This window comes from Butyricicoccus porcorum, assembly GCF_051246315.1.
GTDB lineage: Bacteria > Bacillota > Clostridia > Oscillospirales > Butyricicoccaceae > Butyricicoccus_A > Butyricicoccus_A porcorum.
Genome location: NZ_CP178353.1, coordinates 400396 through 415540 on the forward strand (window position 1 = coordinate 400396; position 15145 = coordinate 415540).

Consider the following 15145-nt stretch of genomic DNA (forward strand, 5'->3'; position numbering starts at 1 on the left):
TGATTTTCTGTTTTCGTTTTGCAAAAAAATTAAAAGATATTTTTTAAAAAAGCACTTTCTTTTCCATGATTCAACTTTTTGCGAATAAAATCCGCCGATTTACCCCATATTTTGCTGATTATTAGAACATATTTGCATTCTTTCAGAAACAAAGGCAAAATTTTATGTTCCACTTTCTGTTAATTCTCCATTGTGTGTTGCAAAAAATCTTTGTCCACAACTCATCTGCGCCCTTACGGCCATCAGTAAGTTGTGAAGCGCCCCTTTGTTTGTGAATATTGTACAATACTTTCCGTATATTTTTGCACATTATTGTTTGATATTGCCATGTATTTATAGCATCACTATTCTCATGTTCTATGGTTAATTTGTATAAATAATCGCAAATTAGTTTGTGCAATTTGCACAAATAATATTTTTTTCGCTCACCGCAAATCGTTTCATCCTTCGAATTTGCCAAAAAGATACATTCCTAAAATTTAGTTTTTATCCGCTCCGACAACTGAGAATCTCGTTGAATCATAGCCAATGAAGCGGACAGGTAAAAATCAGGAGAAAAATAGATTTTCTCTCTGAATGGAAGACAATCTGCGATTATGAGAATCGGGTCTGAGAGAATTGTAGAAGCCATTGATGTAAGCAAAAAGACTTTGTTTCAAAAAGGATTTCTGGCAGCAACAGCATCACGGAGGGTAGCAATTGCCAGAAAGCGATCCATTTTTTGCGAAACGCGATAATCAATGACTTTGAATGATAAAAATTTTTAAGATCGTTTGTTTCAATTCTAGGGTATATTTGTTTTGCTTCTTGGCAGACATGCTATCACTCCTTTTGATTTGTCCACTATTATACTTCACTTGTCCACTTTTAACATACATCCAATTCGCAATTAACTGCAGGAAGAGATAATGAATGATCAATTGAGTATGAAGGGGTTTGTAGACCGCGAGGCAAAAGAGCAAGCAAAAAGCTGCAAAAAAACAGCCCCCCGAGTGGGAGGCCGCAGAAATAATAATCTGATTGACTTTGGAGGAGGATCACAAGAACGGGGCCTTGTAGGTCCTGTTTAAATCACCGGTTCAACCGGTGGTTTTGACTGAAAAAGATTTCTTATCTGTATTAGATCGTGACATAATCAATCTGTGTTCCACCCATGCCTAATGCTGTTTTGATACCGATGCCAGAATATTGAGCAAACGCACATAGGAGTTTCCATAGTTCCATCATTGGCGCTGCAAGTCTTGCTCCAAGTATCAGTTCTCCATTGAATCCAGGAATTGCTGTCTGTTTTAAACGATATCGGCTACTTCGAAGCTTATATTCACGGATGTGAATTCCCTGTAAGAGCAGTCGAAACGCATCCATATCTTGCATAGCACATTCCGGAAAAACAGCATTCCATTTGTCCATCAGGCTGTGAAGGATCAGTTCCTCGCTGGGGAAGATAGCATACCGTCCATTTGATTTAAATGATGTAGTATTCGGAAAGATCAGTTTGATCAGGTTTGCATCTGGACTATTCGCCGAGAATTCAAGCAACTCTTTCGCAGAAAAAGACGGATAGATTTCCTTTTTTACGATGGATATAGTCCCACCGTGCAGGTCAAGTGAATCCAAATCCATTAATACCGGCGCTGCCGATTCAATAGCTGTGTCCTGCAGCAGGGAAATCGTCCAGATACTCTGACCTGTTTCACGCTCAAAAGAGATGTACTGGCTGATACCAGTATATCCTTGCTCATGCAGAAGATCGACAAATACAGGTGGAAACTGCTCCAGTATGGCGGAATACATCCGGTATGACCAGAAGGAGGGAACCGGATTTCCGTTTTGTTGTTTGACTGTGAGTTTGAATTTCTGTATCATGACAATTCCACCCTGCATAAACCCAATGCATATTCTTCTCCCATATATTCCGTGAGCTTCTGTGTGTGCGGGGAGATACCGATGTTGTGATCGTTCTCGTGCCCATGCTTTTTAAAGCTTCGAGACAGAATATGGGAGACTTCTTTGACAGCTTTTTGGGGAGTGTCCTTGTAAAAGGGATATATCAGATTTTTGCTAAAAAATCCGCTGCCGCCACCGAGAATCAGAAACGAGTCGGCTGTATCATAGGCGCTTGGTTGCGGGAACTTTGCGTTGTAGGTTTTTCGATAAAAAGAATCGAAGCAATCAATCGCAGTTTGGATGGATTCCAACGTAATCTCATTTTTTAGGACTGACTGATCCAGAGTGATTTGGAAAGAAATCTTTGTTCCCGGAGCAACACACTGTCTGACCACATTGATCACATTCTCCTCGTTGTTGATCAGCAGATCAATCTTTCCACAGAGAATCATATCTTCTTCATCAATTGGCGCGCTATCAGAGATAGCAAGTCCTCGCATGATGCTATTGACGGCGTTGCTCTGCTTTGAGGTACAATGCAGTGTATGCAGATACTGTTCTTCAAGGTGCTCTGCCCATTTGCTGTCGGAAGAGTCCGTGCGGTCGAGCATTGTATCTCGCAGGAGCATGTCCGTCAGCAGAACTGTGCGTAGACATCCTTTGACAGAACTCCCAGGTATATATGCCCTTCCGTCGGGTAATTTGGCAAATGCTTGGATTTCTTTCAAAGAATGCGATTCATCGATTGCATCCGCGGCAGATACGGATTTTCCGGTAAAGCTGCCAATCTGCTCTTCAGATAATCTACATGTATGCTTCAGAAATGCACTGAGATTTTTATTTCCCGGACCTAAAATAAAAGCTTCATACCGATCGGTCAGATCGTTTTCTAACAAAAAACGGAAAAACCGGTTTTTATCGACAAAGGACACCAGCTTCCGGGAGGGATCAAACAGATATTCGGTCTTTTGGTAGCTGTCACCGGAGCCGACAAAAACTGGTGAAAGTGCAGTGAGTGTCAGCGTATATTCCTGCAAATGTGCGAGCGTTTTCATAGCGTCACCCCCAGAAAAATCGGTCTTCCATAACGGTAGATTTTATGTAATTCCGTTTGTCCGACTTCAAAGATGTCGCCGGAAAAGCGATACGTAAAGACGGAACCAGGGGAGAAAAGATATTGCGTTTTCTTTTTACGTAGCGAGCTATTGGAAGAAATCGGATGTGAAAAACCACCTCTGCGCAAAAGCTGAAAATTGCTGTTTTCCAGGGCATGATCCAATTCTCCGGCAGCAGGCAGTGCTGTGGATACAAGAAGACAGTGATTTGCGGCTTCGTTGTGGAGTGCCGTGTACAGCCAAACGGTGTCGTCATCGTATGGATCTTCCGGATCGTTTAACAAAATAGGATCATCCAACGTAAACTTGCCGTAACCTGAACTGCTTTTTCCTCCGATCCCACTGTAACCGAGAGCTTCTGCCAGAGTTTCGATTGTATCTTTTTCCTCGCTTGACTGATACTGCAGGATGAAATAGAGACCGGTGTTTTCCGCAAAGCAATACGCTCCAACAGCATAGGGGTTGGCATCTTCACTTTCAATCACAGCCGCGCGTTCTGTAGTAATATCTTTACCAAAGCTGCTCTTGTTTTTCGCATTCAGCCAGTCATATGCCCGTTCTCCGCGCAGGGCAGCCAGACAGCATTCCATTTCAGAAGCAGGAATCCATTCCGCTTTTTTCAATGCTTTTCTGTCACCGGACTGTAGCTCAAGCTTCTTTTTCGGAAGCCAATACGGACGGGGCAGATAAAAATGCTTCCGGTCAAAGGGCATGCAATCGGAAAGGCGAAGCCGATCCTGTTTGGCTGCATTGATCAGCCATTCTACTTTCTGTGTCCCACCGATAGAATAGGCCGCATGACACAGTGCAGAAAATAAAGTGTCTGCATGACAGGTCATTCCGCTGGTATCCAGACTGTGCGCCAGTTCGCTGTCGCCGAAATGCACCGGAGAGGTAAAGGATAAATTAAACAGGCAGTAATTCATACGTTTCAACTTCCTTAAAGATATCCTCCAATGCAGAGGTGTCCAGGACTGCTTCAAAATTTTTCAGATGGAAATTTTGAAAGCTGACACGGCCGCTGCCGCGTGTGCCATGTCCGCCGAGATAATCCATTTGCAACAACTTCATGCCCTTTGCCAGCAGACGCATATCCTTTTCAGCATCCTCCTGTGAGCCCTGTACATCATAAACGATGCGGACAGCAAATTTTACGCCCGGAACAACACGCTCAATCTGCCGGGGATTTGCGACGCAATTTTTGCGGTTGATTGTATTTTCAAATTTAATCTCCGTCAGCCCAATGGAAGACAACTCCTCTTCGTTACAGACAAAGGCATCTGCAAACTGAAGCCGTGCAGTGCGGACAGGCTTGCTGGAACCGAATAATTTGCAGATTTCTTCTGCATCCTCATCAAAATCCGGCATATGTTCAATATCCTGATGAATGCTGCGCGACAGAAGCGTACGAAGCTTGCCTTTTAACGAGCTGCCTGGAACGATTGGCTTGCCGGAATAGGGATCACTGATAACCGGGCTATCCACTGTACCGATTGCAGAGAATACAGAACTTCCGCCGATGTGCATACCCGTGCGAACCAGCAGCTCGCATTCCAGAATCAATTTACCATACATGCAAAAGTTCCTCCTTTAATCTCGACCGCCGTAATACCGGTGATAGGCAACCAGTGCTTCCATATAATGAGCAAATTGGATGAATTTTTCACGATTCATCTGAATGCCCTTGATATATTCGAGCAGTTTGCTTTTTTCAACAAACGGTTTCACATCGCGCTCATCACGTCCTGCCTCATATAAAATGCGAATACGAAGCATTTGCAGCTTTGCATTGCTCTCTGGAAGCATAGTTTCTGCAGTCCGGCGACTCTCAACGTTATAAATATCACTCACAAGCGTCAAAATATTTCTAATTTTGCTTGTCGTGATGGAAAAACGCAGCCGGGATGGATTTTGGCGATCTGGCTGCCCGAGATGCTTCATAACTTGTTCCGCAGCATCTACATAGTCTTCCGGGACATCCAGCGGTTTGATTTCCGGAACAGCGGACGACTTTTCCTTCCTGTCATACCGCGGCCCGCTGCGATCATTTTTCTGCGGGCGGGAGGAACGGTTTCCGTAACTGTTGTATGTCATTCGTTTTTCTCCCCCGTTCTTGTCAGGTAAACATAAATATAAATTGCAGTAATCAGTTGCTTTCGATCCTCTGGCTGCATATACCAACGGTACATGTTTTCTGAAAAATTTTTATAGAGCCGTTGTGCATTTTTATCTTTTGTCGGTTCCATACGAGCGAGCAGATAGGCGAAACGGGCCAGATTGATCTGCTCGTTGCTGTTTCGCAGCAGGTCAAGCAGGCGGTATAGGAATGCCTTTCCTCTACCATTTTCCTGTTTTTTCTGTGCATCAAAGAAGGCTCGGAGCAGCTCAAACTTTTCTCCCATTACCTTTTCGGAAAAATCCGTCCAGGTATAGCAGAAATCCGGAGAAGCATCAAAAACAGTCACTGCATTTTTGCCCGGCTGCTGTTTGGAAAAAGCCTCCAACTCCTGCGACTTCGCCGCTGCGCGGCGAATGGGATATTTGACATCGTGGATCAAAATACCAGCTGACAGTGTCAACGTGCCGCAGGTAAATTCCGCAAATTTGCTTTGTATTATCTGTGCTGCTTCCAGAATATCATTCCAAGCACCGACCAAAAAGACATCGTCACCGCCGGAATAAACAATCGTAACCGCAAGTCCATGCAGAATCGAATTGATATGATATTTAAAGAACAATGACATCTGTCTGGAAAAAGCTGCCGTGCGCGACAGCGTCACGTATTGATATCGTTTCTCCGGTGACGGATGCTCCTGTTCAAAGCCTGCGACCAGTGCCATACCCAGATTATCCACATCCATACGGCAGACAGCATTCCGGGAAATACCAGTTGCTTTTTCTGCAAGTTCGTCCATGAGATTGCTGTCATGATAATCACCGATGTACAACTTTGTGCTGTAGGTTAAGCCGGTATACAGCTTGTTTTTTGTATAAACCCGGACAATATTCGCAGATTCCGCAAGCAGCTTTCTTGCGCAGACTTCGTCTGTTAATGTAACGGATACCGCCCCGTCAATCGAAGGAAGAATAAGGTCAGCCTGTTCAGAGAAACCGCGGGATATTACATAAATATCCCGGTTTGCATCTTGAATCCGGGTAGACAGAGCCTCGAACCGGGTGCACCATCTGCACTTGCAGGCATCGCCACTGCCGGTTAAATGTGAGGTTATGCCACAGATTTTGCATTCCCTTCCATCTGTGGGAATTTTCCCGTCGTTAAGTTCACGCAGATCATCTGCTGAATAGCGGTGCATTTTATTCATGGAAATCGCATGGGAAACCCGTGCGAAAATCTCTTTATAAGGCGCCTGTTCGGCAGGCTGGTTGGTCAGCTCATTTGCAGTACATGCTGTAAAACCATCTGCCAGATACAATCGGGTTCCAAAATTTTGCCGGAGCCAAGTATTCAGCACCTGTTTTGTGTTGTGCAATGCGTCAATGGTTTTTGACGTGTTGGGCAGGAGCAGATAACAGTGTCCGCCGCCGCTGTACAGCAAATTGGCACGGGACAGACCACAGCCCTCCAGAACCTCATCAATATAATGCTCCATCAGCAGTTCCAGGAAAAAGGAACGGCTTCGCAGAGCCTTTAATGCTTTGGATGAAGCAATGGTATAGATAAAGCTCTGAATGCCGGAGAAATCAGCGGAATAGAGCAAAAATGCTTGTTCCTGCCAAAATACATCCTGATGTGTAAATAATCGCTTTTTGTAATCAGTTTCGTTCTGCTCCAGCAGATATTCGCTGATGCAGGCGCCAACTGCGGCGGTTATTTTTACATGGTCAAACAGAGAAATATCCGCACTTTCCTCTGTATTGGTACTGGAGGGCATGGAGCTTGTATATGCTTCCAAAAGGGAGAGCGCGGAATTCATCCACGGAGCCTCGATCACAATACCTTCCAGACCATGAAGCAGTTCACGCAGAAAAGCCTGATATTCCACGCTCGTGAGGTGGAAGGTACCGAACGGCTTCGGCATGGTGCAGGTTTCATCCAGCCGCGTCAAAGGAAGTTCATAGTTCCGTGAATTTCCATTCATATGGCTGAACACAGCGGTCAGAGGTAAATCCCTGCGGAATTGCTGAGAATCGTTGTTCTCTTCTTTTTTTCTGCGGTCTGTCGCTGCTGCAATATTGTCTGCAAGATAGACAATATATGCCAGTGAATCCAGCGGTACAGAAGCCTGCTTCAAATCTCTGGAATGATGATATCGGACACCGTCCAAAATATCCGAATCGGTTACGATATCTTTCAGCAGGCGATAGCCGCTTTCACTGTGTGACCCGGTTTCTCCGGCGCGATATGCCACTTTACCGATATCATGCAACAGACTGCTGAAGGTAATCTTTACTGTTTGATGATTGAAATGCACAGGCAATCACCTCTCTTTTGCACAAAAATCAACGGGTATATTATAGCAGGATTTATGCAGTTTTTCAACAAAATGTGCGAATATAGTAAAAATTTCCTGAAATTTTTCTGCCATCAGCGCGGTTCGCACTGATTTTTAACGCGTTTTCAGGAGGATTGACAGAAAAACTTGTGTTTGACTTTCAAACTGATTATAATAAAAGGCAAGAAACTGCCGGAGAGTTTCATTCTTTTTTGGCGATTTCTGCTGAACCAACTCACACCCCTGCGGGGGACGAAAACTTCTGGTCTGTTCATTGTTCTCACCTCCTGAACGCGAACCAACTCACACCCCTGCGGGGGACGAAAAAGTATTACGTACTTTTGGCAACACATTGTTCCTGAACCAACTCACACCCCTGCGGGGGACGAAAACGTGCCGAGCAGGACACAAGATGAATTTCTTTTCCAGAACCAACTCACACCCCTGCGGGGGACGAAAACGGCCATCTGGCGGCGCAGCTTGGCAATGATGCGGTGAACCAACTCACACCCCTGCGGGGGACGAAAACGACCCATGTACCGCCGAATAAATCTGACAGGCAGGAACCAACTCACACCCCTGCGGGGGACGAAAACAGCTCGGATCCGGGTGGGAAGCCGGGGCCTGCTGGAACCAACTCACACCCCTGCGGGGGACGAAAACTGGTGTGGCAGGGTAATTAAATGGATTGATGATCCGAACCAACTCACACCCCTGCGGGGGACGAAAACCCTTTTCCGTGTTCGCTTATCATCTCCTCAAAGAACCAACTCACACCCCTGCGGGGGACGAAAAATGAGAAAAATGTTCACTTGTCAAAGTTCACCGTCGAACCAACTCACACCCCTGCGGGGGACGAAAAGCCATACGGCGAAGCTTCTTCATGATCTTATCCGAACCAACTCACACCCCTGCGGGGGACGAAAATAAAAATTTCTCGAAATACTTTTCTTCGGCCTTTTGAACCAACTCACACCCCTGCGGGGGACAACAAAAAAGCAGTGGTCTGCCTTGTTTGACAGATCACTGCTTTGCTCTTTTTATGGACTTGTATTACAGTCTTTGATAAATATACTCGTTGCAGGTGTCATAAATGCGGAACAACTTTGGATCGCACAGGTCTGCATAAATTTCCTGTATCAGAGCCTCCAGCTTTTCCACCAGCTTTTTGCTGCCGAAGCCAATGAGGTCATAAATATCTTGCTCTGTAGTATTGTTGAGGGTATGCGCTGCGGCATTTCGCTGGCTCTGGTTGAGCTTTTCCAATGCAGTAAACAGCCTTCCTTCTTCTGTGTCAGCCTTTCCGAGATAAGCCAGCAGTGCGTTACAGAACACAATGCTGATATCAGTATTATCACGGAAAATATTAAAGTGCTGATCCAGATATGTTTCCAGCGCAGGATCCAATGCGCGTATTTTGTCCCGGCTGATCAGGACATGGCTCCCTTTGCGTATGGTAATTTGTCCACAGTCAAAGGAACAGATTTGCTTTAAATATGCCTGCTGCAGACGTAAAACCAGTGGATTTAATCGCAAAACAAAATTTGTCAGTGCACCAGTTTTCTGCATCAGTTCGAGACAGAGAAGATACTCTGATTCTTCCCGGTATGCCCGCTTTGTTGCCCAGCTTTTGCACGGACGCATTGGAAACAGGCAAAAGGGAACCGGAAGGTTTTCTGCAAGTTGTTCTGCTTGAGCGAAATCATAATCTGACCGGTGTGCCAGATGTCTGACCAGTTTCCGGCAGTCCGCCGGAATCGCATCCCGCATGGCTTCCAATGCTTTGTAATCGTATTGGTCAAGCATGGCTTTGACTCGCTGCCGTTCTTCATTTCTGCGGATCAAAAATAAATCAGGTTCACTGCAGCGGTTGGGCGAAGCATCGTCATCATCTTCATTTAATTCAATTTCAGCATGAATATCATAGTTATCCTCAGAACTTCGTTCAGAGGTTCCCGAACGTTGTTCAAAATTTTTCACCTGTATACCTTTTGTTCGATAACGCAGATCCATAGCCAGCAATGCCATTGTCATTTTCATCTGTGTCGAGCCGGAACTGAGATTTAACAGAATTTCTGCGTCAGGATACTGTGCACTCCAGTCTTTTACGATTTTCTGAAACGGCTCATAAAAGCTGTCAAATTCCGATACATCAACGGCATCTCCATCAATGCGATGAATTTCGGGATGATAGTCCGGATAACGCTGCTGGATACTCTCAAAAGCCAGCGCATATCGGTTATCTTTTGCATCATGAGCCTTCATTTCCGGGGATACATACATGACAACAGCATCCGGACGGTAATGCCGCATAATATGCAGCATCGCTCCGTCATGCATGCCGCGGATGGGGTCGGTGGTACCGACACAGGAAAACAATACTTTCATCCATTCTTCTCCTCTCTTACCCGTTTTCAATAATCTTACACCGCAGAAGGTCGTTCTTCAAGTGGTTCATATAGCTGCATAGTGAATAGTACGTGTAGCAGAAATGTGCTTTGCTACTGATGTATTGCAGCTTCCAAGCATGATTGTTTCAATATATGCTAAATCTATCTTTCTTGAAATACATGAAACAGATGTAAGTTTGAGTCGCATATGGTTGACTGGATTTGGAAAAAATCATTACGCCTCTAAAAATATGTTTAACCACAACGAGAATTTTGCGTTGGCATCTCTATCTCTGTATTGGATTAGCAGAGTTTTATGATAAGTTTGAAAACTCTCCGAATCCTCGACTAAAGCGAACAAGTGATATACGCAATACATTCGAGCACAAATATGTGAAAGTAACCAATGGAGAGATAGATGATCTTGCTCTGTATGTGACCTTTCTGCATTAACACTGGAATTGATGCATATTGTGCGAGAAACTATTATTTGTCTATCTCTGTGTGTTCATGTGGAGGACCAAAAGAAACGAAAAAAATGAAGGTAAATTCATTCCATCAATACCGATGATGGAATACGACTATAAGATGTATTTTTCCATAGTGCTAACCCCATGTGTTATTTCATTTCAGTAGTACCGAATGGCTTTGAGGTGAATTGGCCAGCGGAGGTCTGGCGCTCGACGGGGAACAATTCGTTCCCCGCCTCACCCTTTCAAAAACCCGCTAACAAATCGTTATCTAGTTTCCTGTCGATGGAAGTCCCAGGTCATGATTCCGCTCCATATGGGGTGCGGAGTCTCACCCCTATCTTGATCATCTGCTCCATATGCCCGCCCACGCGATGAGGCGGTCTGTAATGGCATATTTTCGATTGCGAACGGAATTTTACACGTTGAGAGAAAACTTCCCCTGAAGGCGTGTACGCGCCGTAATTCGTCATGGGTTTAGTCCTCCTGTTACTGTTCACTGTCTTGTTGCATTAAATTCCTCCAGCCAGTCTCGCTCCCAGTCTGCTAACGGGTCATCTAGGTGTGACTGTTGGTTTGCTGGAGATAGTGTAGGTGCGCCGCCACGCTGTATGTAGTCCTTCACCAGTGTTGCAGTGTATGCCGATGGGTGGTCTGGCTGTCGTGCAGCAGCATCGTCGATTGCCTGCTGTACCGCGCCATATGTCAGTCCCGCTTTGAGAGCGTCCTTCATAGCCGCCGCTAGCTGCTTAGATGGTGATGCATGAAACACCTGTGAAAAATAATTCACGAGGTCTTTTAATCTTGTATCCGTCTGTCCGTCTGCTTCTTGATTGAGAAAGTACTTGATTGTTTTAGTACTTTTTCTCTTAGTTTTTGATTCTTTCTTTACTTTATTACCGTCCTCATTCACCGTATTCGGATTTTCGGTACACGGTGATTCAGTACCCGGATCAGCAGTATACGAATCAGCAGAACACGATGTATCTGCTTCACCACAGTTGAGGTACGTGTTAAAGTCGGGATGCTCAAATACGACATATTCAATCTTGGCGAAACGTCCTTGCGCACGCGCCTGTTCCCGGCACACATATCCAAATTCTTCCAATTCACGCAATGTGCGTGCGATACTATCTTTTCCCTCCTTACAGATGCTTGCAAGGCCACGAACGGAGTAATCCCATTTATCCGGCAAAGACAAAATCATAGAGAGCAGTCCCTTTGCTTTCAAAGAGAGGCGCTTGTCTTTTAGGTGATAATTGCTCATTGCAGTATAGTTCTTATTCTTCTCAACGCGGATGACTGGCATTGTTCATTTCCTTTCGTCCTTTGCTATCTGACCACAAATTTGACCACATAGCCATGTGTATTACTTTGATTTGCTTTCAACGAGACGCTGTAAAACCGTCATTTGTTTGTTTTCAGATGGAGTAATAAAAAATATTTTTTTAACTTTTTAACAGGAGTAAATTTCGACTCCCCTCGTCTCCACCAAACAGCAGACGCTGACGGAACATGTTTGTTCGGTCAGCGTTTTTTCTTTCCCCGCGCATCCCCGCCTTTTCTAAATCCTGTCCGCTGCATTGCAATCCCTCAAGATTTGTTTTACAATAAAAAAAACAGTTTGGGAGGTATCGCTATGCTTCTAGTCGGCAACGGAACACTCATCACACGCAACGCGGACGCACCGTTTTATGCAGACGGCGCGGTCGCCATCGATGGCCGCACCATCGCCGCAGTCGGCGCGCTGGACGACCTGCGTGCCGCCTACCCGCAGGCAGAGTTCATCGACGCGAAGGGCGGTGTCATCATGCCCGCCTTCATCAACATGCACGAGCACATCTACAGCGCAATGGCGCGCGGCATGAGCGTCAAAGGCTATAACCCGCACGGCTTTCTGGACATTCTGGACGGCATGTGGTGGACCCTCGACCGCAATCTCGACCATGAGAGCACCTGGCTGAGCGCAATGGTCACCTATATCGACTGCATCAAAAATGGCGTGACAACAATTTTCGACCACCATGCGAGCTTCGGTAAGATCCGCGGCAGTCTGTTCCGCATCGAAGACGCTGCGAAGCAGGCGGGCATCCGTTCGTGCCTGTGCTATGAAATCTCGGATCGCGACGGACAGGACAAATGTGATGCCGCCATTCAGGAAAACGTCGATTTCATCAACCACGCCCGCGCAGACGACAGCGACATGATCGCCGGTATGATGGGCATGCATGCCAGCTTTACGCTGAGCGACCGCACGCTGGAGACCTGTGCCTCCGTTCTCCCGCCGGACACCGGCTATCACATCCATGTTGCGGAGGGCATCGAAGACCTGTACGACTGTCTCGAACAGCACGGCAAACGCATCATCGACCGCCTGATGGATTTTGACATGCTCGGCAGACAGACAATATGCGCGCACTGTATCTACATCAATGACCACGAGATGGAGGTGCTGAAGCACACCGATACGATGGTTGTCCACAATCCGGAATCCAATATGGGCAACGCCTGCGGCTGTCCGCCCACGATGGAGCTGTACCACAAGGGTATTCTGACCGGACTCGGCACCGACGGCTATACGCACGACATGACCGAATCCTATAAAGTTGCGAACATCCTGCACAAGCACCATCTGCACAACGCACAGGCAGCATGGAGCGAAGTGCCGGATATGCTGTTCCACAACAACGCAGTCATGGCGAACCGATATTTTAAGCAGGAACTGGGTGTGCTGCGCGCGGGCGCGGCAGCAGATGTCATCGTCCTCGACTACAATCCGATCACGCCGATGGACGAAACCAACTGCAACGGACATATTCTGTTCGGCATGACCGGCCGGAGCGTCACGACCACCATCGCCGCCGGAAAAGTCCTTATGCGTGACCGCGTGCTCACCGGACTGGATGAGGAAAAAATCCTGTCCGATTCCCGCCAGTGTGCGCAAAAGCTGTGGAATCGCATCAACAGCGGGCGGTAATGCCGAAAGGCAAAATTTTTTGTGAATCCTAAAAATTTTTTTGAACAGTTGTACTGCATCGAGCCGCTATTTGTTCTCTTTTTTCGCCCCAATCCTCTTCTTTTTCGTCACTTTTTCCGATATTCCACCGATCCGTTTTTGTATATTTTATCCAATCATACCCGCAGCGGGCTTGAAAAAACTTGTTGACTTCCGTCAGGTGCTATGTTACTCTGTTAACAGAAAGTAAACAAAGAGGACTGTTCGATGGAGAGTAGCACGCAGTGCCATTACTGCGGTTGTCTACTCTCTTGCAGTTTCTCAGCAGCTTCTCCTTTTCCCGGCGGTCAGGGATCTCTTTCCGGTCTGTTTTCTCCGCCTCCGCCGGAGGGGAAATTCATCATAAGGAGCGATTCAAATGAGTAAAAACACCAGGCCTGCGGAAGCCGGAACGCCGTATACCTTTTATGGCAAAATCCCGCTGAAGCAGGCAATCCCGCTGGGTCTTCAGCATGTCATGGCGATGTTTGTCGGCAACCTCACCCCGCTGATTATTGTCATGGGTGCCTGCGGTCTGACCACAGATTCCGGCTTCGGTGACCTGCGCACGGCGCTGCTGCAAAATGCCATGACCCTCGCCGGCATTGTCACGCTGGTTCAGCTGTTTTCCATCGGCCCGTGCGGCGGCAAGGTTCCGATTGTCATGGGCACCTCATCCGGTTTCCTCGGTGTATTCCAGAGCCTTGCGGCCACTCTGGGAACGGGCATACTGACCTATGGCGCAATCATGGGTGCATGCGTGGTCGGCGGCATTTTTGAAGGCATACTCGGTCTGTTCCTCAAACCGCTGCGCCGGTTCTTCCCGGCTGTTGTCACCGGCTGTGTGGTCATGTCCATCGGTCTTTCGCTCGTTCCGGTCGGCATCAATTACCTGTGCGGCGGCAACGGCGTCAACGACTACGGCTCCCTGTATAATATCGGCCTCGGCCTGCTGGTGCTCGTTGTCATTCTGGTGCTCAAGCATTTCACCAACCCGAAGAGCATGCTCAGCACCTCATCCATCCTGATCGGCATTCTGGTCGGTTATGTCGTCGCCATCATCATGACGCTGACCCTGCCGCACACCGGTGTCAATGCCGACGGCGTGGAATATACCTATGCATGGGTCGTCAATTTCGATCAGGTGAAAAATGCGTCCTGGTTTGCGCTTCCGAGCTTCATCGGCTTCGGCAAGCTGGCAGATATCCATCTGTCGTTCAGCATGCAGGCCATTCTCCCGATTGCTATCATGTTCATTGTAACGGCTGTCGAAACAGTCGGCGATATCTCCGGCTGCATCGAAGGCGGCATGGGGCGGGAGGCGACCGATTCCGAGCTATCCGGCGGCGTTGTGTGTGACGGCCTCGGCTCCTCGCTGGCAGCTCTGTTCGGCGTGCTGCCGAACACCTCGTTCTCCCAGAACGTCGGTCTGGTCACCATGACCAAGGTTGTCAACCGTGTCGCACTGACCTGCGGCGCCATCTTCCTGATTCTCTGCGGCCTGTGCCCGAAGATCGGTGCATGTGTTTCCATCATGCCGCAGCCGGTGCTCGGCGGTGCCGCTGTCATCATGTTCGCATCCATTCTCGTTTCCGGCATTCAGCTGGTCACCCGCGATCCGATCGGTACCCGCGAAATTACCATCATTTCGGTTGCCCTCGGCCTCGGCTATGGCCTCGGCTCCACTGCGGGCGCAACCGGTCAGCTGCCCTATTACGTCCAGCTGATCTTCGGCGGCTCCGGTATTGTCCCGGCTGCCTTTGCAGCAATTCTGCTGAACATCATCCTTCCAAAGGACAAGAAAAAAGACGAAGCTGCGTAACCTGCACTTCAG

Annotated in this window: 10 protein-coding genes and 1 CRISPR repeat array; of the genes, 2 read left to right on the forward strand and 8 right to left on the reverse strand. The window is 47.3% G+C overall.

Annotation, left to right across the window (positions count from 1 at the left end; all coding sequences use genetic code 11):
• Positions 1-1119 precede the first annotated feature (1119 nt).
• The 8 genes from cas6 to ACLM7Z_RS01900 all read right to left on the reverse strand — a co-directional run bounded on the left by cas6 (position 1120) and on the right by ACLM7Z_RS01900 (position 11625).
• A complete protein-coding gene (cas6, locus tag ACLM7Z_RS01865; protein ID WP_165761178.1) occupies positions 1120-1866 on the reverse strand; it encodes a CRISPR system precrRNA processing endoribonuclease RAMP protein Cas6 in 747 nt (248 codons plus the stop codon).
• Positions 1863-2942 (reverse strand): type III-A CRISPR-associated RAMP protein Csm5, encoded by a 1080-nt coding sequence (gene csm5 / locus ACLM7Z_RS01870; RefSeq protein WP_087022094.1) that lies wholly within the window; start codon positions 2940-2942, stop codon positions 1863-1865. The genes cas6 and csm5 overlap by 4 nt, the downstream gene beginning before the upstream one ends.
• Complete coding sequence (gene csm4, locus ACLM7Z_RS01875; RefSeq protein ID WP_087022098.1) at positions 2939-3928, reverse strand: type III-A CRISPR-associated RAMP protein Csm4; 990 nt, start codon at positions 3926-3928, stop codon at positions 2939-2941. The genes csm5 and csm4 overlap by 4 nt, the downstream gene beginning before the upstream one ends.
• A complete protein-coding gene (gene csm3, locus ACLM7Z_RS01880; RefSeq protein WP_435645528.1) occupies positions 3909-4577 on the reverse strand; it encodes a type III-A CRISPR-associated RAMP protein Csm3 in 669 nt (222 codons plus the stop codon). Before csm3 ends, csm4 begins: the two co-directional genes overlap by 20 nt.
• 15 nt (positions 4578-4592) lie before the next feature.
• The gene (gene csm2 / locus ACLM7Z_RS01885; RefSeq protein WP_435645529.1) at positions 4593-5096 is read right to left on the reverse strand and encodes a type III-A CRISPR-associated protein Csm2; all 504 of its coding nucleotides are present in this window, start codon (positions 5094-5096) and stop codon (positions 4593-4595) included.
• Positions 5093-7435 (reverse strand): type III-A CRISPR-associated protein Cas10/Csm1, encoded by a 2343-nt coding sequence (gene cas10, locus ACLM7Z_RS01890; protein ID WP_435645530.1) that lies wholly within the window; start codon positions 7433-7435, stop codon positions 5093-5095. Before cas10 ends, csm2 begins: the two co-directional genes overlap by 4 nt.
• A 248-nt stretch (positions 7436-7683) precedes the next feature.
• Positions 7684-8450: a CRISPR direct-repeat array (repeat unit 32 nt; unit sequence GAACCAACTCACACCCCTGCGGGGGACGAAAA).
• Between the two features lie 59 nt (positions 8451-8509).
• Positions 8510-9844, reverse strand: coding sequence for a type III-A CRISPR-associated CARF protein Csm6 (gene csm6, locus ACLM7Z_RS01895; protein ID WP_435645531.1), 1335 nt, complete (start codon positions 9842-9844; stop codon positions 8510-8512).
• A gap of 968 nt (positions 9845-10812) precedes the next feature.
• Positions 10813-11625: a helix-turn-helix domain-containing protein gene (locus ACLM7Z_RS01900; RefSeq protein WP_087022110.1), complete on the reverse strand. Its 813-nt coding sequence runs from the start codon at positions 11623-11625 to the stop codon at positions 10813-10815.
• A gap of 330 nt (positions 11626-11955) precedes the next feature.
• Here ACLM7Z_RS01900 and ssnA point away from each other — a divergent pair, with 330 nt between their 5' ends.
• Together ssnA and ACLM7Z_RS01910 are read left to right on the forward strand one after the other, a co-directional pair.
• Complete coding sequence (gene ssnA / locus ACLM7Z_RS01905) at positions 11956-13293, forward strand: putative aminohydrolase SsnA (RefSeq protein WP_435645532.1); 1338 nt, start codon at positions 11956-11958, stop codon at positions 13291-13293.
• A 397-nt stretch (positions 13294-13690) separates the two neighbouring features.
• Positions 13691-15133, forward strand: coding sequence for a uracil-xanthine permease family protein (locus ACLM7Z_RS01910; RefSeq protein WP_087022116.1), 1443 nt, complete (start codon positions 13691-13693; stop codon positions 15131-15133).
• Positions 15134-15145: the final 12 nt, after the last annotated feature.

Coding starts and splice junctions, on each gene's coding strand:
- cas6 (WP_165761178.1), bottom strand. CDS start 1,866: ATGATACAGAAATTCAAACTCACAGTCAAACAACAAAACGGAAATCCG.
- csm5 (WP_087022094.1), bottom strand. CDS start 2,942: ATGAAAACGCTCGCACATTTGCAGGAATATACGCTGACACTCACTGCA.
- csm4 (WP_087022098.1), bottom strand. CDS start 3,928: ATGAATTACTGCCTGTTTAATTTATCCTTTACCTCTCCGGTGCATTTC.
- csm3 (WP_435645528.1), bottom strand. CDS start 4,577: ATGTATGGTAAATTGATTCTGGAATGCGAGCTGCTGGTTCGCACGGGT.
- csm2 (WP_435645529.1), bottom strand. CDS start 5,096: ATGACATACAACAGTTACGGAAACCGTTCCTCCCGCCCGCAGAAAAAT.
- csm6 (WP_435645531.1), bottom strand. CDS start 9,844: ATGAAAGTATTGTTTTCCTGTGTCGGTACCACCGACCCCATCCGCGGC.
- ACLM7Z_RS01900 (WP_087022110.1), bottom strand. CDS start 11,625: ATGCCAGTCATCCGCGTTGAGAAGAATAAGAACTATACTGCAATGAGC.
- ssnA (WP_435645532.1), top strand. CDS start 11,956: ATGCTTCTAGTCGGCAACGGAACACTCATCACACGCAACGCGGACGCA.
- ACLM7Z_RS01910 (WP_087022116.1), top strand. CDS start 13,691: ATGAGTAAAAACACCAGGCCTGCGGAAGCCGGAACGCCGTATACCTTT.